This window comes from Bernardetia aquimarina (assembly GCF_042180575.1).
In the GTDB taxonomy this organism is placed as follows: Bacteria; Bacteroidota; Bacteroidia; order Cytophagales; family Bernardetiaceae; genus Bernardetia.
Genome location: NZ_CP170094.1, coordinates 2,737,001 through 2,757,144, shown reverse-complemented (window position 1 = coordinate 2,757,144; position 20,144 = coordinate 2,737,001). Strand labels below are relative to the sequence as shown.

The window sequence follows — 20,144 nt, the reverse complement described above, 5'->3', positions numbered from 1 at the left end:
TCTATTTCATTTTTAGGTCAAAGACTTGTCTTTGATTTATGTTATTTTTTTGATTGTAAAAATCAAATAGAAGAAGAATGAAATTTGAATAAAAATGTAGAAGATAAAAAGAGGAGTAAATAAGCCATAAAAATCAGGAAATAAAGGCTTATATTCCTCATGAGAAAAGTATCTTTTTGGAAAATCAATATTAACCAATACAATTAAGAATGAAGATAAGCATACAGCTATAAAAGTAGTTATGTAATAATGGGTTTTTGCTGTTTTATTATTTATGTTTTTTTTAGAGAAGTGCAAGACTAAGTAGAGCAAAAAGTAAAGGAAGAAAAACTGTAAGATAGAAGCGAGTACATCAGAAACTGTAGCTACAAAATAAGTATCGTGAAATTGTATGTCCAAAGCAGTTGTGAAAGTAGTTTTAGCATATACAGTAATTAGAATGAAAATAGCAATTATGCTATTTATCAGAAAACCAATTAAAACTGTACGATTTGGATGTCTATTTTTCATAAATAATTAAAGTCTAGTTTTTTGTTTCTACTCACAAATAAAGCTATTTTTACACTAAGTCCATTCTTTCAATCCAAAAAAAATAGCCCGTTTTATGGAAACTCCATCTTCAAAAATTTCAAACATAAATACTAAAAAACAAATTATTGTCGTTGGTGCAGGTGCAGCAGGACTTTATGCAGCCTCTTTATTGATAGAACAAGGACATGAAGTAATTTTATTAGAAGCCTCCAACCGAACAGGAGGAAGGGTTTGGACAAAAACAGAACGTTTTCCTTACAAATTAGAAATGGGGGCAGAGTTTGTACACGGAAAAGGTACACTATTTCATAAAATGGCAAAAAAAGCAGACCGATTACACAAAGAAGGTGATTCTTCGTATTTGTGGAGAGAGGAATTATTTTCACATCGAAAAATCAAAAAATTGCAAGATGCTAAACAGTATTTTGCCGATTATGAGGAGTTTTATGAAGGGCATCATCTTTACGAAGGCGAAGATATTCCTTTGAATAAATTTTTAGAACAGCACGACATTACGCCTACTCGCCAACCTGATGCCTATCGTTGGTACGAAGCCTTTGCTGGTGCAATGGGAACAAATATGGACAAATTAGGAATGAAAGCCTTAGCTGTAGAAGCCTATCGATGGGAAGCTGGAGAGCAAAATTATAGAATGTGTGTGCCGTTTGAGAGCCTTTTAGAAGAATGGAAAGAGCAAACAAAACCATTTTTGCAGTTAGAAAAACCTGTAATTATGATTCGTTCGTTTGCAGAAGGAGTAGAAATTATCACAAAAGATTTTCAAAATTATAGAGCTGATGCTGTTTTGGTAACTGTTCCATTGACACAATTAAAGCAAAATAAAATCATTTTCTTGCCTGAATTATCTCCCAAAAAACAAGAAGCGATTGATAAAATAGGAATGGATAATTTTGCTATTAAATTCTTCCTCAATTTTTCAGAGAATTTTTGGCAGAAAAAATACAATGACGGAACAGAAACGGAATATTTAGTAGGAATGGAAGCAGCCAATGAATACTGGGAAACTGTTCCCTACATCAAAAATCCTTCTACGTTTGGTTTGACGGCATTTATTATGGGAAATAAAGCCAAATATTATACAGAAAATGGATTCTCAAAAGGACAAATTTTAGAACTTTTGATTGACGAATTAGACAAACATTTTGACGGAAATGCGTCGGCTACTATCTTGGATTTTGAATATTTGGATTGGGCAAAGGTAGAATATATCGAAGGTGCATATTCGTATCCGTCGGTAGGCTCACACAAACTTAGAAAGCAGTTGGCTCGTCCGATTGAAGACAAAATTTTCTTTGCAGGAGAAGCCACCCATTACAACGGACATTTTGCAACCGTTCATGGCGCACTTGAAACGGCTGAAAGAGCAGTTGAGGAAATTATGGAAACTATTAAAAGTGTTTAAATTACGACCTGCAAAAGCAGCAAAGCTAATTACGAATTTTTTACTTTATCCAAGTTCATTTCCATTTCATATTGGTCAATTACATTTTCAATGCCTATTGAACCAAGAAAATCTATTTTGTCTTGTAATTTTGTGTCAATATTATTGATTTTGATGAATGGGATAATTGTATTTATGTTATAAAATAATCGTTGAAAAACTTGATTTTTGCTCATTTGATTGTACTTCAAAATTTCAAATTGTGCGATATATCCATTTTTAGGATTGATAACAAAGAAAGATTCTAATCTCTCGTTAGTCCAAACTTGATAATATTCATAGTTTCCATTTTTTATAATCTTGAAATGATTGTCCCAAGAATAAGCATTTTGATTTGGAAGTTCTGACCAGTTTATATCTGAATAATTTACTTTTTTGAGTTCAAAATTAGTTATATCTCTAAATTGATTTTCAAGTTTTAATTCTCCTGTAAAGCATTTGTACTGTTTGGTTAGCTCAAAACCGACATGTTGATAGGTTTTTATAGCCTTTTTATTCTCTGTAATTACTTCCAAAACTGATTTCTCAATTCCATTTTTTCTCAAATCAGCAATAGCATATTCATAAATAGAAGGAATAATTTTTTGTCCTCTATGAGAAGGAATTACTCCTGTTCCTGTATTGTAAGCAGTTTTTTTTGAGTTTCTTTCATCAATGGCATGAATAATAAAACCTACTAATTTTTCATCGTCAAACATTCCATAAGAAAGACGATAATCTACTTTAGCTGTTTGCCATCGTTGTTTATAATAGTCTGCATCAGTAGGCATTTTGACAAAATAATTTTCAAAGGAAAGCAAAAAACAATCTATCAAAGTATCAAAATTAATTTCACTCAAATTTCTGATTTCCATAAAAATTAATTTTATCCATGTTCTGTGGCATACAGAATATAGCTTTTTGTGTATTTGCTAATTTGTCTTTCAAATACATTTCCAAAAAGGTATAATAAAAAACAAATTTAAATAAATATTGAATAAAGTATGGATTTTTGTTTTAGTTAGAACTAACTCTCTTTGAAATTGGAACTAGATTCAAAAACAGCAATAATCAGATTGAATAAGAAACATAATAAGTTGATTTTTGTAGAATGGAAAATAATTATCACTTCGAACTTATTGCAAAGGCAATATTTTTTATAAAAACGACTCATTTTACTCAACCTACATTAGAACAGATTGCTTCTCATGTCAATTTGAGCAAATTTCATTTCCAACGCTTGTTTAGAAAATGGGTAGGAATTAGCCCTAAGGACTATCTCCAAGTAATCACACTAGAAAAAGCAAAAGAATCTCTGCGAGAAGGACAATCTGCATTAGCTACTTCATATCAATTAGGTTTGTCAGGAAATAGTAGGTTACACGATTTATTTATCAAAATTGAGGCTTGTACTCCTGGAGAGTTTCAAAAAAGAGGAAAAGGTCTAAAAATATATGTCGGAGAAATTGAAACTCCTTTTGGAAGTGCTATAGTTGTAGAAACGATCAAAGGTATTTGTAGTATATCTTTTGACAATTTGGATAGTGAGAAAATAAGGTCAGAATATAATCAAGCATTTTTTATTAATGGATTATCAAAAAATGGAATTTTAGTAAAAGAATATTTTACAAATTGGAAAATTCCTTCAAAGCCTATTCAACTTGATTTAATAGGTACACCTTTTCAAATTCAAGTTTGGAAAGCGTTGCTTCATATTCCCTCCTCCAAACTACTTGCTTATCACAATATAGCAGAGATGATTAATAATCCAAAAGCTCTAAGAGCTGTTGGTACTGCTATCGGAAAAAATCCAATAGCATATCTGATACCTTGTCACAGAGTAATAAAAAGTGATGGTAATATAGGAAATTACAGGTGGAGTATGGAAAGGAAAATAGCAATAAATGGCTACGAATCTGTAAAACTTACAAAACAGCAAGAATCAGATTGAAGACTTTGCTTTATTTTTAAATATTTGTATAAATAATTCAAAAACGCTAACAAAAATAGTATGTGGATACCTGAAAAGTATAAAATAGAAGATCAAAAGATCATAAAAGAATTTATAGACTGTGTTGGTTTGGCAGCATTAGTTACTATGAGTAGTGATTTTCCAGTCGCCACTCATACACCTATTGAATTAGAATATGATGAAAATGGAAAGCAAATATTAAGAGGTCATATTGCCAAAGCAAATCCACAGAGTAAAATACTTGAAACTCAACCAAATGTTCTAGTAATTTTTCAATCTTCTATTCAACATTATATCTCATCTTTTTGGTATGAAAAACCCAATGCTCCAACTTGGAATTATATGGCTGTTCATATATATGGTAAAGTTCGAATTTTAAATGAAGAAGAAGTACATAATTCAGTAAATAGACTCACAAAAAGACATGAGAAAATTAGTAAATGTCCAGTCTCATTAGAATCACTACCTAACACTATCCAAGGAATGTTAAAAGGTGTTACTGGCTTCGAAATACCTGTAAACAGAGTAGAAGCTGCATTTAAGCTAAGTCAGAATAAAAATGAAAAAGACTTAACATCTATTATAGAAGAATTAGAGATTCTTAATACACCACTCTCTAAAATAATGTCTCAAACCTTAAAAAAATATAAATTATGAACACAAATTTTAAAATAAGTGCAATAACAGATGATTATAATCATTTGTTTGCTTTAAACGAACAAGAGCTATCTTCTAAAGGAATGGTTAGAATGGTTGTCGACAAAAAACCAGGTTATCCTTGTAGAATAAGTCTTAAAGACGCAGAAGTAGGAGAAGAAGTAATATTATTACCTTTCAAACATCATAGAGTAAACTCTCCTTATCAATCTAGTGGTCCTATTTTTATAAGAAAAAATGCTAAAAAGCTAAATATAGATAATAATGTAATTCCTAAAATGCTCTTACATAGACTTTTGTCTTTAAGAATATACAATAAAAACGGAATAATGATAGATGCAAAAATTATTGAAGGAAAAGAACTCAAAAACGAAATAAAATCAATTTTCGAAAATAGGTCTGCAAATTATATTCAAATTCATAATGCGAGTCCTGGTTGTTACAATTGTCAAGTAAATAGAGTAGGCTAAAAGTAATGTAATAGCGAAATCAAAAAAGCACAAGCTATATAGTTTGTGCTTTTCTAATCATAACATCAATGAAATTGTGAAGTACAATAATTTTCTAAAAAACAATTTTATCCTTTACGCACTTTTCCAGAGCCACTTACTTTTACAATTTGTCTTTCTAATTCATTTCCACCTGTAGTATAACGAACATCTCCAGAACCTGAAATTTTTGCCTCTAATTCTTTAGTTACATAGACCTCTGCATCTCCAGAACCTGAAATTCTGATTGCTGTTTTTTGTGTTTTGAGTTCATCAGCATCATAATCCCCAGAACCAGCAATTCTTATGTCTTGCTCAGTCGCTACTCCTTGAAGACAAACTTTTCCAGAGCCTGCAATGCTCACTTCTAGTTCTGAAACAGCGATACGTCCACAAACTTTTCCAGAGCCTGCCACACTTACATCTAAACGAGAACTATGAAGTGAGCCATCCCATTCGATTGAACCCGAACCTGCAAGTGATAAATCTTCTATTTTTTCGGTGTGATAAACTGTAATAGTTACTTTATTAGAACCATAAGATTTCCAATTTTTTCCACTTTTTATGCCTATTTTGAGGCGATTTCCTTCTACTTCGGTTTGTAGTTTTTCTAAAAGTTCTGCATCTGCACCGTCTATTTTTACTTCATTTTTGGAAGATTTTACAATTTTAATATCAAAACTACCTCCTGATGAAATTTCTTCAAATTTTTCTACACTACGCACTTCTTGAGCAAAAATAGTAGAAAATGTAAATACAAAAAGGAATAAAAAAGCAAATGAAAAAGTAGTTAGTTTGTGATTGAGAGTTTTCATAGTATTGAATTAAAATATAAATAAATAATTTGTAGTTAAATTGATTTCAAAAATTAGTGAGTAGCTTTTATAGCTGGTTTTTTCTAGGTTGATTTACTACAAAGACAATATCTTTTCGAATAGGTTGCATCAAAACTAAAATTTGATTTTTTTTTCTAAAAAACATATTCTATTATTCACTGATATTACACAATGTGTTCCCACGATTAAAATTGTGGTTTTCGTTTATTTATACAGAAAATTTATCCTTGTGTAGCATCGTTATTCATTCAAAAAAGCCTTTTCTTCTTTAATTGCATTCTCATAAAGCTCGTAATATTCTTTACTCAAGTTTTCTAGTAGCCAAACTTTGTTTCCACTTTGACGACTATATTTATCTGTAATTTCGCCAATAAGTGTTTGTTTGCCTACCGTTTTGCTAATATCTGGATGAATTTTATCATTAATAAAAATTACTTTTTTTGCCGTGAATTTTTTGGGTAACCAAAGTAAATAACTACTTGAAAAACTATAGGCTTGAGGCAAATTAAAATCTTTTCTATAAAAATCAATCGCTCCTGCTTGTCCATAATTTTCAGCCAAAATGATAGTATTTTTTCTTTCATCAATAGGAACTTCATAATATGCCTTTGCTGTCAATGTAGCTATTTCTTTCCACCCAATCATATCAGCAAAATCTTGTGGAATAGCATGTATTTTTCCATCTTCCCAACGGTTAAATGATTCTATGCCTGTTTGTTCGGTAAAGGTAGCAGCATAATCAGTAAGTTTTTCAGGACTCAGAACAGGAATGCTAAAAGGAAGTAAAGGCAAAATAAGCATTATCGGAAATACAACAGCAGGAACACGCAAGAAAGTACGATTTTGTGTAAGGCGTTCGATAGCAACTGCCCCAGCAGCTAACATTACAGGAAAAGCACCGAGCGTATAATAACTTTTGCCGTGCAGAAAGAAAAGCATCAAAATAACAACAACAAAAAAGACTGCTACCATTCTGAAAGGACGAAGTGTTTGGCTTTTTAAAAACCCTGTAAAACCTAAAATCCAAACCCACGTAATAGGAAGGTGCATCAAAAACTGGTCAATAATAAAATCTAATGGATTTACATTTTTGAGTTGGGTAACATTTAGTTCTTCCATGTGATGAAAAACAGGAAAATTATGAAAGGCTTGCCAAATCAGATTGGGAAGAATAATCAAAAGACCAATACCTACACCAAGCCATAATTTTTTATTCAAAAGCCATTGTCTTTCTTTGGAAAATAAAGTAGCTATCAAGATAGCTAAAACACAAAAAACAATACTATATTTATTTAAAAAGAAAATACCTGCAATAACTCCCATTCCTACCAAATATCGTCCTTTTTGAGTTTTGATATGACGAATCCAAAGATATACAAGCCATGTCCATCCCAAAACATCCCAACCGACAGGCTGAAAAAGTGTATGAATACGCAAAAAAGCAGGAGAAAAAATGACAATAAAACCAGCAAAAAGAATAGCAAATGTTTTTCCACCCATTTGATGAGCAATCATCCCAGAAAGAATTACCAAAGCCATTCCAGCCAAACCAGAAATCAAATGAATCGCCCAAAGAGACTCTCCAACTATATTTTGGATAAGTGATGCAAAAAGTGCAATCATGGGAGGTACTTCCAAAAAACCAAAATCCAAATGCCTTCCTAAAGCAAGATAAAGAAGTTCGTCTCTATGAAAACTATATGCCTTATTAAGTAAAAAAGGAGTTTGTAATTTGAGAAGAGCAAAAAAAGAAAGTAAAAACCAGTTTTTGATTGACATAAAAAAAGCGTATTTTCGGTTCTGTATTTGTACAAACTTAGCAAACTATATCATAATTTTTGATAAAATGATACATAAGATAAAGAAAAAAGTAAAAAGGATACTTGGAATAGAAAAATATTCATCTGAGCGTATAATCAAAGATACCTATTTTGGAAAAAAAATACAGTCTGTTGAAGAAGGAAATAAAATCATTTATGAGTTATTAAAGTCTGATACACCTTGTATGATTGCTCGTTTTGGTAGTACAGAGCTGTCTTGTATCATCAATTATGAAAGAGAAAAAGGAAAAAAATGGTGGGATTCTGTTGTTCATAACATTAATGTTGCTTCAGGTGTCTTTCCTCCCACTCCAAAAAATTTAGTTCGTTTTTCAGAAGAGTTTTTGAACCACACCAAAAATATAGATGGTCTAGGTGTTTGGTTTAATGAAGGAGAAGATACAATTTATAAAAAATACTGCCCTACTGCTGATTTGTTTGAATTAGAAGCAATAGAATCTTATTATTCGGCAGAGAAGGGTAGTATGCCTTGGACAAAAGCATTAGAAAATAAAAAAGTATTAGTAATTCATCCATTTACAAAATCTATTGAAAAACAGTTTAAAAATAGAGAGCATTTATTCGTCCACCCAGATGTTTTGCCTTCTTTTGAACTTCAAACTCTCCAAGCTGTACAATCCATAGCTACCCAAAAAACACCATTTAAAGATTGGTTTGAAGCCTTTGATTATATGTGCAGTGAAATAGAAAAACGAGATTTTGATATTGCCATTATTGGTGCAGGTGCGTATGGATTGCCTCTAGCTTCTTTTATCAAGCAATTAGGTAAAAAAGCTGTACACATGGGAGGAGCAACTCAGATTTTATTTGGAATAAAAGGCAAACGTTGGGATGAGATAGACTTTTTTCAGAATTTATATAATGAATATTGGTCAAGACCACTTCTTGAAGAAGTTCCTCAAAAAGCAAATCAAGTCGAAGATGGATGTTATTGGTAAATGCTTACTTTTTATTTCGTTCTTCTCTAGTAACAACTATTTCATTTACAGCATTTATGGCATCAAAACGAACCTGAATAAGTCTTCTGTCGCCATTTTTTGAGTTTTGAGAATTTGAGTGTTCACACTTTTCAGACGCATCAACATAATAGGTATAAAATTTTTGATTACGACTGTATAGTTCTGCAAAATCTGGTTTGCCTAATATTTTTCTTAAATCTATTTCATCCAAACCTTCTAATTTGGGTTTAATTTTTTCCAAATCATCTAACATTCTTGTACGAGTATTTTCACAGCCATTTCTGTCCATTTTCCAAGCTTTTCTATCAAACTCTTCATCTGTAATGGCATTTGGGTCAGTACAAGAAAAGAATATTCCTATGAAAACAGAGAGAGTAAAAGTGAGGAGAATCTTATTAAAAAAGGTCATATTTATCTGTTTTTATGATTTTGTTGTGCTAAAAAAAATATCTACAAATATACTATAATACATTTGTATTTTTACGGTTGAAAATCTTTAGTAAAAATACACTTTGACTGTTTTTATCAAAAAATATAGACTATAGTTTATTACAGTACTGGACATGTGTTAATTTAGGTTGTATTTTGAGTTTTAGATTTTTGCACTAATTGGGTTATTATTTTTAATATTTTGTCTATAGAAGTAGCATAAAATACTACTTTTCCATATCCGATTCTAAAAACAGACTCGTAAAAGGATTCATTGTCTTTTTTTACTCTTTGTTTTGTTTTTACTCCTTCTAAGATACAGAGTAAAAAAGATGCAATTACTAATGCCATTAGAACACGAATTTTTCTTGGGTTTACCATTCCTAACTCCTCTAAATGAAATCCATTTGTTTTCAAATGTCTAAATAAACACTCTATTTTCCATCTGAGATAATAGATAGCACTAATTTTCTCCTTTGTTAAACGATATTTGTTGGTTAATAAAATGACAAACTTTTCACTTTCTTTTGCTGCTTGAGCATTATAAGAAATCACTATTTTTAGTTTTTTTGCAAAGTCAGTTTCAAATTCTTGGCTTACTAGTTTGCCTGATTTAGCTTTTTTAAGTAAGCTGTGGTATTTTTTAACTTCTAATTGATAATCTCCCTTACAAAGACGAATAATGTAAGTATATCCTTGTTCTTCTAAATACCTAAACCAAACTCTACCTTTATACTCTCTATCAGCTAAAATTGTAAATCTTTTTAAAAAAGGATATAACAATAAAGCCGATGCTAATAAACTTTTACGATGAGCAACAGTAGAACTACCTTTTCGTTCTAAATTGATCCAAAAAATAGGAATAGCCATTTTTCTATAAATAACACTTAAGACCAAAACATGATAGGTATATTCCCCTAATTGCCAAACACTACCATCCATAGCTAGATAGAAAATTTCTTTTTTTATGTCTTTTCTATTCAAAAAAGAGCCTATACTAAAAACTAGAATCAGCTTCCATAGTGTTTTTTGAACATAGACATCCAAAAAATAACGAGTAAGCCGTTTATAATGAGAATCAATTTGAACAGTAGGAGAATTTAAAAAAATACCTACTTGATTTTTTAATTTGTTTAGATTAACAGTTTCTTTTATCAGAATACAGCTAATAAGCAACAAAGTAGCGTGAACATAATGGATAGGAATATCTGAAAATTCCTTTGTATATTTGTTCAGCAGGACGGAATAGAGTTTTTTGGTTTTCACACTTCTAAATTAACTCTTTCTGTCCTTTTTTTGTCAAAAATTTAACTCATGTCCAGTACTATAATAGTTTATAGATTTTGAAGTTTTTTAAACTATATTTTTATGCAATTTGATTCATTTTTGCATCAATTAAGAAATAAAATTAGTAATTTAAGAAAGTAAAACAGACACTTTTACCTATTTAAAAACATAAAATCTATGAATCCATTTTTGCATCCTCGTTGGATATTTTTTTCTACTATCCTTCCTCAGCTCACTCTTTTCATTATTTATTATAATGCTTTTCAAGTCTTCGGAGTGCAGTTGGATGAAGATATAGTAAGTAATTGGTATGTCTATGGATTTAGTTTTTTAGGAATTATCATTGCTCAAACGATTTATACAGCTTATTCTACCTATCATTCAAAATCTGTAAATGGTGTTTGGTCAGTGGCTACGATAGCTATTTATTTGTTTTTGATGCTTTCGTATTATCTGCAAGCACAAGATTTAGTTCCTCGTTCTGTTCCTGATTGGATTCAAGGTGTTACTGATGTACAGGGTTTTATGGGAATGTTTGTTTTTCCTGCTATTCTACATGCAATTATTGTAGCAGTTGTGTATTTTACAGAAAAAGAAGAAAAGCCAAACTATCATTTTTGGGCAATTTTGGCTATTCCTCTAGCTATTTATTTATCTATCAATCTTCTTGTTCCATTTTTAAATCAAGCGTTTTCATATAAGTTTACAGAATTCGCCATGACGATTTTGATGTCTGTCATCATTATCTCAGCTTTATTTTGGCTTTTTAGATTGGTTTATTTGGCATATCAAAAAAATAAATTTCCTCATCTTCGCAGAGTTTTAGAAATTCTTTTCATAGGAGTTTTTCCATTGTTAGGACTTTTTTTGAGTGCAGAATTAGATAATCCATTAGGAAACTTCAAAAGTGTTTGGTTCTTTTCATTTGCACTTTTTGCTGCTATTATTCTGATTACTCCTTCTTCTAACCTAAAATTATACAAATACCGTCGTATTCATTTTCTGCTAAAAGCTTTTGTTTTTCCTTATACAGTATATTTTATGGTCGTTTTTATGCCATTTACACCACTTTCTGTATTGATGGTAATTATTGGTTTTGGTATTCTGATGCTTACGCCTTTGGTTTTGTTTCTTATTCATTCGCAGCAACTTTATCAAGATTATGACTACCTAACAAAAAATTATTCTAGCTCTTCTTTGCTTATTGGTTTTTTGATAGCTGTTTCTATTGTGCCTTTGACATTTTCTATTAATACGTATTACGACAAAATTCAATTACATAAAGGCTTAGATTATTTGTATAGTTCTGACTACGATGAAAATAAAAGTGTTCCTAATCCAAGTTCTATTTCAGCAACCTTAACTCATATAGAAAACTTCAAGGTACGACGAAATACAGACTGGATGAGTATCGGAAATGAAGGAATTCCACTTTTAGATTCTTTTTATAAGTGGGTGGTATTGGATAATATGACGCTCTCTGACTCCAAAATTAATCTTCTGAATAATGTTTTTGTAGGAGAAGATATGCCAAAACCAAAAAAAACGTGGCGTTGGTGGCAAGGACAAGTCAATCAAAATAGAAATTTTGAAACAGGAAAAGGAGATAATTCTGTGAAAATAGATAGTACAACAATTACATCAGTTTTTGATGAGAAACAAAATGCTTGGAAAACGCAAGTAGATTTAGTTTTGCACAATGCTGAAAATGGTTTTGGGCAGCGTGAATATGCTACATTTTTTGATTTACCAGATGGAGCTTTTATCAGCAATTATTATTTGTATGTCGGAGAAGAAAAAGTAGAAGCTCTTTTGGCAGAGAAAAAAACGGCTCTTTGGGTCTATCATCAGATTGTAAATACTCGCAAAGACCCAGGCATTTTGTATTACAATGACAAAGGCAAAATTGGTTTTCGTGTCTTTCCATTTGTAAGAGATGAATATCGAAAAACAGGTTTTGAGGTTTTACATGCAGAACCGTTTGAGTTACAATTAGATGATTCTACAACAGTTTTTTTAGGAAAAAAAGAAAGTATTTCTGATAAAGTAGTAATTACAGATACAAATGGAATTGGTGTTAATGTTCAAGATTATTCAAAAAATACTACTGCAAGTTTTAAAACTACTTCAAATTCAAACTATGTTTCTCAAAGTGAGCTAAACAATTTAGAAACCATTACAAGAAAACCCTATTATCATTTCATTTTAGATAATTCGAAATATGGAGGAATAGGAAAAGAGAAGTATATTGAGAGAATAGAAAAGTTTTTAATGGAAAACCCACTTTCAAAAGGAACTGCTGGAACACTCAAGCCAAAATTTACAATCGTAGATTTTGAAGTAAATGAATTGGATACAGCTTGGAAATCAGACTACCTCAACAGAAAAAATAAAGGTGGTTTCTTTTTAGAAAAAGCTGTTAAAAAGATTTGGTTAGAAAATTACCTTTACAATAGAGAGCCTATGAATTCTCCTAGTTTGCAAGATTACCCTATTCAACCTATAATTATTGTGGTAAGCGATGAGCTAGAAGACGGAGTTTGGACAGGTTCTTTACATGAATGGCGCAACTATGTTCCAGAAGGATTTGAGTTTTATGAGTTGGCTGAAAATAATAGAATTATGCTACAAAATTTTGAGCATTTCAAATTATTAGGCGAACCTGTTGATTCAATTACAGTAAAAGAAGTAAGGCAAACAAAAGGACTTTATTTCTTACCTCTTTCTACTCAAAAAGGAATTACATTACCGATTAGAGACTTTGATAAAAAAGAAGAAATTACAAGCGCAGATATAGAAGAATTTGAAAAACTATCAAAGTACGACCAAGCATTATTTTTGCAAAACCTCAATGAAACAATGGCTTTATATCCTACACAAGCCGAAAAACGATGGTTAGAGCAGGTTCAGAAAAGTTTTACGGCTCGTATTCTTACGCCTGTTACAACGTTTATGGTTTTGGAAACAGAAGCACAACGAAATGCTCTTTTAAAGAAACAAGAAGAAGTTTTGAATGGAAAACGTCTTTTAGATTTGACAGATGCCAGACGTTCATCAGAACCTAGCCTTTGGATTTTTTTAGTAATTTTTGGTGTTGTGTTTTTGATAAAATATAGAAAAGGATAAAAATAACTGTCAAGACACCTCTAAAGGTGTCAGACAGTTTAGTAGAATTACTTTCTTCTCACAAAAAGAGCCACAATAGCCGAAGTAACAACTCCAATTATAAATGCAAATAAAATAGATTGGACTAAATAGCTATTAAAATTAAAATAGGCTTCTGCTTCTTCTAGTGTTTTGTGATAGCCAGTTTCGACAGAATATTTGATAACATTTGGAAAATATTCTGGACTAATCACATAGTGAACAAGAAACTGAGATAATGGAGTAAGAAGAGTAATAATAAGTGTCATCATCAAACCTGACAGAAATCCTTCTTTCCAAGTCATCGAACCTTGATAGTGTTTTTTGCGTTTTTCTAAAAGAGCAAAAACATAAACAGCAATGGCAAAAACAGCAAAAATATTGGTCATATAATAATGAGAGGCTATATTTTCAGCGTGCCAACCCATTAGTTTTTCGAAGACCATCCATAAAAGACCAATGACTGTAAAGATAAATGCCCATTTAATTTCATGTTTTGTTAGGTATTTCATAATTGTAGTAGTTAATTATTTTTGGTTTATTTATTAGCAATATACAATTAAAATAGCATTATTGAAATTAAATCTTTAGTTACATCAAACTTTTCCATAAAAAACACACTTTTCAACTGAAAAGTGTATTTCTGATGGATTTTCCCTATTAATTTTTACAATAAAATTTTAGTTTACTTGTTTAAGTAAATTAAAATAGACATCATTTTCTGAATCTGATTTTTTCTTAAATTAAGGAGGTCAGAGAATTTTGACGAACATAAAAGCATTCCCCAATACTTTTATATACTTTTCTTTTTTAGATTGACTAATTAAATAGTTTTTTGAGTATTCATCCCCTTAAAATTTTCCTCAAGAAAAAAGAAATATTCTCTGACCTACTGCCTGTTTGAAGATATATAACTGTGCTTATAAAAAATATTCAAACGAAGGACTTATTATCCCCTTGTCACTACTTAATGACAAAAAGTGCCTAAAAATGACAACATGTTTCAAAAATAATGTAGAAATATTTTTAAATACTTGTTAATATATTGATAGTCAGTGTTTTATGAGTTAAGAATATTTTGTGTAAAAGTGAGAAGTATGTTGTTTTATGTTAATAAATGTTAATCTTAAAAACAGCTTATATTTAGAAATAGAGTTTTAAAAAAAGAAAACAGTCAGTTTTTTAGGGAGAACAATCAATTACAACTTGATACAGCTAAAAGGAGTTTATTTTATAATGTTATCAAATTTTTGAAAAAATCTTTTTTTATATTCAAAATATTGTTTTTAGATGCGATTATCCTAATGTATTAGTTTCTTTTCCATAATTTTATGACTTTCGTATATGTAGAGTTAAAGAAGATAAATATTTACTTCAAAAATTCAAATGGATAATTTTAAAAGATTTTAGCAAACATTACGATTGCAAAAACGTATTTTTAGTGGTAAGTTCGTAAGTTTAAACCCTAAGGGTTTTCAGAAACCCTTAGGGTTTGGAAATTCTATCATCTACAATCAATAAAAAATGCCTTTATACAATTCCGACAAAGAAGCAGCCGACGCATTGAGCAAACATTATCAAGACCTAAAAAAAGAAATTGCAAAAGTAATTGTCGGACAAGAACAAACCGTAGAATTACTCCTAACAAGTATTTTTTCACAAGGTCATTGCCTTTTGATTGGTGTTCCAGGGCTTGCCAAAACACTCTTGATTAGTACATTATCACAGGTTTTGGATTTAGACTTTAATCGCATTCAGTTTACACCAGACCTCATGCCTTCTGATATTGTGGGCGCAGAAACACTAGATAAAGACCGAAATTTGAAGTTTGTGAAAGGAGCAATTTTTTCGAATATTATTTTGGCTGATGAGATAAATCGTACTCCACCAAAAACACAGGCAGCACTTTTAGAATCTATGCAAGAGTATGCTGTTACGATTGCAGGTGTAAAACATATATTGCCTAAGCCGTTTTTTGTACTGGCTACTCAAAACCCTATCGAACAAGAAGGAACATACCCACTTCCAGAAGCACAACTAGACCGTTTTATGTGTAGTGTCTATTTGGGTTATCCATCTTTTGAAGAAGAGGTAAAAGTAGTTACAAGTACAACAACAAATGATAAACCGACATTAAATAAAATTATTTCAGCAGAACAAATTATTGAATTTCAGCAGCTTATTCGTCGTGCGCCTGTTGCTCAAAATGTAATTGAATATGCTGTAAATTTGGTTCACAAAACTCGTCCACGTACAGAGCGTTCGACTTCGGATACAGATAATTATTTAGAGTGGGGTGCTGGACCTAGAGCAAGTCAGTATTTAGTTTTGGGAGCAAAATGTCATGCTCTTTTGAATGGAAAATACTCTCCTGATATTGAAGATGTAAAAGCGATTGCGATTGCCGTTTTGAGACATAGAATTGTCAGAAACTTTAAAGCTGAAGCTGAAAATATTACAGTAGAAGATTTGATTCAACGACTTTGGTAAAATAGCCCAAAACACACAAATCACTCTAAAACAGATAGTTCAGTCAAAAACTGAGCTGTCTGTTTTTTATTAAAAATAACTTAAAGTCACATTGAGGAAGTAAGTATAAAATTGATTTATTTTTTATTTTTTATTCAAAAAAATCTTTTATAAATAATATTTCCTGTTGATAAATAGGTTGGTTTAGAGGTAATAGTTGTTGAAAATTGTATTTATCAAAGAAAATTATTGCAATAATAGATTTGTTATTGTTTTTTTTTATAAAAACCTAAATTTTATGCCTTCATACGTTAGGTTTGGATGTATCATTATGTCTTCAAATTCGTTACCTTAGGATGAAACCTTTTTTCTGCCAAATAATTAATTATAATTTTCCCTTACAACATTCCCTTACTTTCCTTAATTATTTTAACCTCATGACCAATCAAGAAATTTTTGATCATATAAATAATAGAAATCCTCAACCTGTCTTAAAATATTTTCTGAGCTTCTCTGATTCTTTTTATTTTTTCTGCAAAAAACAAGATAAATTCAAAATACTTAGTAAACATCAAATTCAAGCTATCTTTGATGATGCTTGTATTTGTATGTACGATAAAATTGAAGCAAAACAAATTACTATTCGTCAAATGACTTCTACTGTCAAAACTATGATTTTTGGAATCGGAAAAAATATGGCTTTTGAAGAAAGAAGAGATGAAACCAAGTACCACTCTTTACATTCATTTTTAGAAGATAGTTTGAATGAAATTTCAGATTTTGAAGATAATAATGATGATGATTTTTTGAAAGAACTACAAATGCAACATCTTGATGAGGCTCTTTCAAATCTTTCAGACAGACATCATGCTCTTATTGTAGAAGGGGTAATGGAAGGAAAGTCTAATTCTGAAATAGCTAAAGAACAAGGTTATAATTCTGCTAATGCTGTTTCTGTTGAAAAATTGCGTGTTTTTAAGATTCTTAAAAAGAGTATTCTTGAAATACAAAGACGTGATGAAGATTGGGGAAGATAAAAATTGAACAACTAAATATATATAGGAAAGGAACTTTTCTGATAGTTCAGAAGTTGAGTGTTTTATAAATGATATTATTATTTTCATAGAAAATAAATTGCTTATCCTAATTATTATTCCTACGAATAAAGTTGAATAAGTAAAGAAGAAATGAACACAGCCTAAGATTTAGCTTTAGTATCAAAAAGCAGACAGCCCCAACCACACACTTGTTGGTATGACTTAATTAGTTTGCTCTTTAGTGTAAGCGTCTTGTTCATAGTGTAAGTTTTAAAGCACTTTTATGGTTTTTGAATTACTGATATTTTATGGCTTAGTGCAGGAGTTCGAATCTCCTCGTTCGCACAAAAAAGAAAAACTCAGAAATAAAACACATGCGAACGTAGCTCAGTGGCAGAGCAAAAGTCATTGGACGTAAGTAAGTAATTTTAGTAAATTATAATTGTGAGTGATAGCTAAAATTATCACAGATTGACAAATTAGCTCAGTCGGTAGAGCATCGGAATTTCCAGTCTGAATGTCGCAGGTTCGATTCCTGTATTTGTTACGGACAGGCACATAGGTTAGGTGTCTGTCCATTTTTTTGTAAATTGTGATCTAAATGTAGCGTACCTTTCAAGATACGTCCAAAAGATATATTTGATTATTTATTTTTAAGAATAAAAATCAGAAAAAGAAATGAGTATAGCCTAAGCTTCAGCTTTAGTTTTAAAAAGTAGATATGTTAGTCAGTCTCATAAACTGACAAGAAATAATTTATTTGCTTCTTTAGTTTAAGTTTTTTGCTCATAGTTTCAGTTTAAAAGCATTTTTATAGTATTCTGATTATTGATATCTATGACCCAGTGCAGAAGTTCGAATCTTCTCGCCTCCACAAAAATCAAAGCATAATTGGGGGCGTAGCTCAGTGGCAGAGCAAAGGTCATTCGTTGTAAGTAAATAATCAATAAAACTACAAAAATGAGTAATGACTATAAATCATTACAACCAATAATATGGCGGAATTGGTAAACGCTCTTGACTCGTAGATCAAGTACCTTAAAAGGTTTGTAGGTTCAAGTCCTACTATTATTACGGACAGGCACATAGGTGAGGTGTCTGTCCATTTTTTTGTAAATTGTGATTCTAAATGTAGCGTACTTTTTAAGGTGTGTCCAAAAGATATATTTGATTATTTATTTTTAAGAATAAAAATCAGAAAAAGAAATGAGTATAGCCTAAGCTTCAGCTTTAGTTTTAAAAAGTAGATACGTTAGTCAGTCTCATAAACTGGCAAGAAATAATTTATTTGCTTCTTTAGTTTAAGTTTTTTGCTCATAGTTTCAGTTTAAAAGCATTTTTATAGATTTCCGATTATTGGTATCTATGACCCAGTGCAGAAGTTCGAATCTTCTCGCCTCCACAAAAATCAAATCATAATTGGGGGCGTAGCTCAGTGGCAGAGCAAAGGTCATTTGACGTAAGTAGATAATCAAGAAAATTATAAAATTGAGTAATGATTAATATCCATTACAACCGATGAAGTAGCCAAATCGGTCAAGGCATCCGACTCAAGATCAGAGGACTGTGGGTTCGAGTCCCACCTTCATTACGGACAGGCACATAGGTTAGGTGTCTGTCCATTTTTTATTTCATTCTTCTCAAAAACAAATAATAGCCCATCAAAAAAGCTAAAAAATGAGTACCAATAGAAATTAGAATCCATAAGTAATTTGGTTCTTGCATCGCTTTATACGTCCAATAAAAAGGAAAAATACTAAAAATATGCCTCCACGAAGAATCAATAAAAAAAGCTAAAGCAGGCAAAACAGAAAAAAAATTAATTCCTTTTATAAGTGTAATTCCTTCAATCTTATTATTTGCAAAAGCAACTACAAAGAGAAGTGCCACAGGAGCTGTTTGAGAACAAAAAAGACTATATCCTATTTTTTCTAGTAAAGAATAATTCTGAATATCCAACACCAAAAAAGTCAGAAAAGCAAAACAAAAAGCCCAAAAACTAGCCAGTAAAAGCCGATACACCATAAATAAAGAAATAGAAAAAGGCATCACACGAATTACTGTAAAGACATTTTCATCTTTTTCATCAAGCAGTACGAAAGCAATAATATAACCTCCCAAAAGTGCCGAAGTAGTAGCCAAAATAGCTAATACAAGAGGGTAATAATCTGAAAAAGAGGGAAGCAATTCATTAAGTGCAGGTAATCCAGCTTTCAAACCAAAAATCAACATAAGAGGCAAAACGAGCATCATCAAAAGCGTTTTATCTCTCAAAATATTGGTAATATCGTTTTTAAATAAATGACTAAAAGTAGTAGGTTTCATAGTTTTTTTATTTTGATAATTTTCTCAATTCTGAATCAAATATTTATCATAAAATTTGAGCGCAAGTAGATAAAAACCAAACGTACTCAAAGGCAAATAAATAAGTGCATAAATCCATTGCCACATCAGAATAGGCTCAAAAGCAGCTTGAAAAAGCAATAAACAGGCTTGAAATGGAAAAATATAGAAAAAAATTGAATCAGTAATTTCGAAAAAATTAAGCAACGGCAACATCAAAGGAGTAATCAAAAAAGGAAAAACAAACAAGTATTGATTTATCGTTTTGATACGAACTACTCCCAAAAATCCAATCAAAAGAAATTGAGCCGAAGCAAGCAAAACAGCCAAAGACAAAACAAAAAAATTGAATTCCTTCTGACTTGTAAACGCCATTATTTGACTTGCCACAAGTGCAATTCCTGTAAGAGAAATAATTTTTGCCAATAAATATTCTGACTTTTTGATAGGTGTTAGTACTACGGCTTCTATGGTTTTTGAGCCTTTTTCAAACAAAATCAAAACTCCTATAAATAAAAATCCTAACATAGTTGGGTCAGTACTGATAAGCAAAATGACAAGTTTAGTAGGCAGTTCATCAAAAAAAGTAAAAATCAGACTGTAAATAAGCGTAATGATAGCCACAACAGTAATTATATTTTGGCGAGCTTGTAGAATAAGTTCCCACACTGTTATTTTGAGTAGTTTTTTCATAATAGTATGACAGACTT

The 20,144-nt window shown here is 30.9% G+C and carries 17 protein-coding genes and 3 tRNA genes; 11 read left to right on the top strand and 9 right to left on the bottom strand.

Translation table 11 applies throughout. The features are described 5' to 3' along the window. Positions 1–36: 36 nt before the first annotated feature. Entirely contained in the window at positions 37–510 is a 474-nt protein-coding gene (locus tag ACE193_RS11735; protein ID WP_375563165.1) for a hypothetical protein, read from the bottom strand. Positions 511–604: 94 nt separating this feature from the next. Between ACE193_RS11735 and ACE193_RS11730 the strand changes: the two genes are divergently transcribed. Next, positions 605–1,954: a flavin monoamine oxidase family protein gene (locus tag ACE193_RS11730; protein WP_375563164.1), complete on the top strand. Its 1,350-nt coding sequence runs from the start codon at positions 605–607 to the stop codon at positions 1,952–1,954. Positions 1,955–1,983: 29 nt separating this feature from the next. Here ACE193_RS11730 and ACE193_RS11725 read toward each other — a convergent pair whose 3' ends face one another. Next, entirely contained in the window at positions 1,984–2,847 is an 864-nt protein-coding gene (locus tag ACE193_RS11725) for a GNAT family N-acetyltransferase (protein WP_375563163.1), read from the bottom strand. 236 nt (positions 2,848–3,083) lie between these two features. On the opposite strand from ACE193_RS11725, the gene ACE193_RS11720 reads away from it, so the two are divergent. From ACE193_RS11720 to ACE193_RS11710, 3 genes are read left to right on the top strand one after another with little or no spacing between them, the layout of a single operon-like run. Continuing rightward, on the top strand, positions 3,084–3,923 hold the full coding sequence (locus ACE193_RS11720) for a bifunctional helix-turn-helix domain-containing protein/methylated-DNA--[protein]-cysteine S-methyltransferase (RefSeq protein ID WP_375563162.1): 840 nt from the start codon (positions 3,084–3,086) through the stop codon (positions 3,921–3,923). 60 nt (positions 3,924–3,983) lie between these two features. Continuing rightward, positions 3,984–4,601, top strand: a complete 618-nt coding sequence (locus ACE193_RS11715) for an FMN-binding negative transcriptional regulator (RefSeq protein ID WP_375563161.1) — start codon at positions 3,984–3,986, stop codon at positions 4,599–4,601. Continuing rightward, on the top strand, positions 4,598–5,071 hold the full coding sequence (locus tag ACE193_RS11710; protein WP_375563159.1) for a DUF1203 domain-containing protein: 474 nt from the start codon (positions 4,598–4,600) through the stop codon (positions 5,069–5,071). The genes ACE193_RS11715 and ACE193_RS11710 overlap by 4 nt, the downstream gene beginning before the upstream one ends. A gap of 107 nt (positions 5,072–5,178) precedes the next feature. On the opposite strand, the gene ACE193_RS11705 is transcribed toward ACE193_RS11710, so the two are convergent. Beyond that, a complete protein-coding gene (locus ACE193_RS11705) occupies positions 5,179–5,904 on the bottom strand; it encodes a head GIN domain-containing protein (RefSeq protein WP_375563158.1) in 726 nt (241 codons plus the stop codon). Positions 5,905–6,165: 261 nt separating this feature from the next. Next, on the bottom strand, positions 6,166–7,704 hold the full coding sequence (locus ACE193_RS11700; protein ID WP_375563157.1) for a glycosyltransferase family 39 protein: 1,539 nt from the start codon (positions 7,702–7,704) through the stop codon (positions 6,166–6,168). 67 nt (positions 7,705–7,771) lie between these two features. On the opposite strand from ACE193_RS11700, the gene ACE193_RS11695 reads away from it, so the two are divergent. Continuing rightward, a complete protein-coding gene (locus ACE193_RS11695) occupies positions 7,772–8,704 on the top strand; it encodes a hypothetical protein (RefSeq protein WP_375563156.1) in 933 nt (310 codons plus the stop codon). A 4-nt stretch (positions 8,705–8,708) separates the two neighbouring features. On the opposite strand, the gene ACE193_RS11690 is transcribed toward ACE193_RS11695, so the two are convergent. Continuing rightward, on the bottom strand, positions 8,709–9,134 hold the full coding sequence (locus ACE193_RS11690; RefSeq protein WP_375563155.1) for a hypothetical protein: 426 nt from the start codon (positions 9,132–9,134) through the stop codon (positions 8,709–8,711). A gap of 164 nt (positions 9,135–9,298) precedes the next feature. After that, positions 9,299–10,420, bottom strand: a complete 1,122-nt coding sequence (locus ACE193_RS11685) for a transposase (protein WP_375559008.1) — start codon at positions 10,418–10,420, stop codon at positions 9,299–9,301. Between the two features lie 198 nt (positions 10,421–10,618). Here ACE193_RS11685 and ACE193_RS11680 point away from each other — a divergent pair, with 198 nt between their 5' ends. Next, complete coding sequence (locus ACE193_RS11680) at positions 10,619–13,567, top strand: MSEP-CTERM sorting domain-containing protein (RefSeq protein WP_375563154.1); 2,949 nt, start codon at positions 10,619–10,621, stop codon at positions 13,565–13,567. 47 nt (positions 13,568–13,614) lie between these two features. Here the strand turns inward: ACE193_RS11680 and ACE193_RS11675 are convergent, their stop codons facing one another. Further along, positions 13,615–14,097 carry a DUF4199 domain-containing protein gene (locus tag ACE193_RS11675; protein ID WP_375563153.1) on the bottom strand — a complete coding sequence of 161 codons (483 nt, stop codon included), beginning with the start codon at positions 14,095–14,097 and terminating at the stop codon, positions 13,615–13,617. Positions 14,098–15,109: 1,012 nt separating this feature from the next. Here ACE193_RS11675 and ACE193_RS11670 point away from each other — a divergent pair. From ACE193_RS11670 to ACE193_RS11650, 5 genes are all read left to right on the top strand, one after another. Beyond that, positions 15,110–16,075 (top strand): AAA family ATPase, encoded by a 966-nt coding sequence (locus ACE193_RS11670; protein WP_375563152.1) that lies wholly within the window; start codon positions 15,110–15,112, stop codon positions 16,073–16,075. A gap of 416 nt (positions 16,076–16,491) precedes the next feature. Continuing rightward, positions 16,492–17,091, top strand: a complete 600-nt coding sequence (locus tag ACE193_RS11665; protein WP_375563151.1) for an RNA polymerase sigma factor — start codon at positions 16,492–16,494, stop codon at positions 17,089–17,091. A gap of 473 nt (positions 17,092–17,564) precedes the next feature. Then, positions 17,565–17,638 (top strand) — tRNA-Gly (locus ACE193_RS11660). A 442-nt stretch (positions 17,639–18,080) separates the two neighbouring features. After that, positions 18,081–18,165 (top strand) — tRNA-Thr (locus ACE193_RS11655). Between the two features lie 443 nt (positions 18,166–18,608). Further along, positions 18,609–18,682, top strand: a tRNA-Leu gene (locus ACE193_RS11650). A gap of 35 nt (positions 18,683–18,717) precedes the next feature. Here ACE193_RS11650 and ACE193_RS11645 read toward each other — a convergent pair. Together ACE193_RS11645 and ACE193_RS11640 are read right to left on the bottom strand one after the other, a co-directional pair. Further along, entirely contained in the window at positions 18,718–19,416 is a 699-nt protein-coding gene (locus ACE193_RS11645) for a hypothetical protein (protein ID WP_375563150.1), read from the bottom strand. A 24-nt stretch (positions 19,417–19,440) separates the two neighbouring features. Beyond that, positions 19,441–20,127, bottom strand: coding sequence for a hypothetical protein (locus ACE193_RS11640; protein WP_375563149.1), 687 nt, complete (start codon positions 20,125–20,127; stop codon positions 19,441–19,443). Between the last annotated feature and the right edge of the window lie 17 nt (positions 20,128–20,144).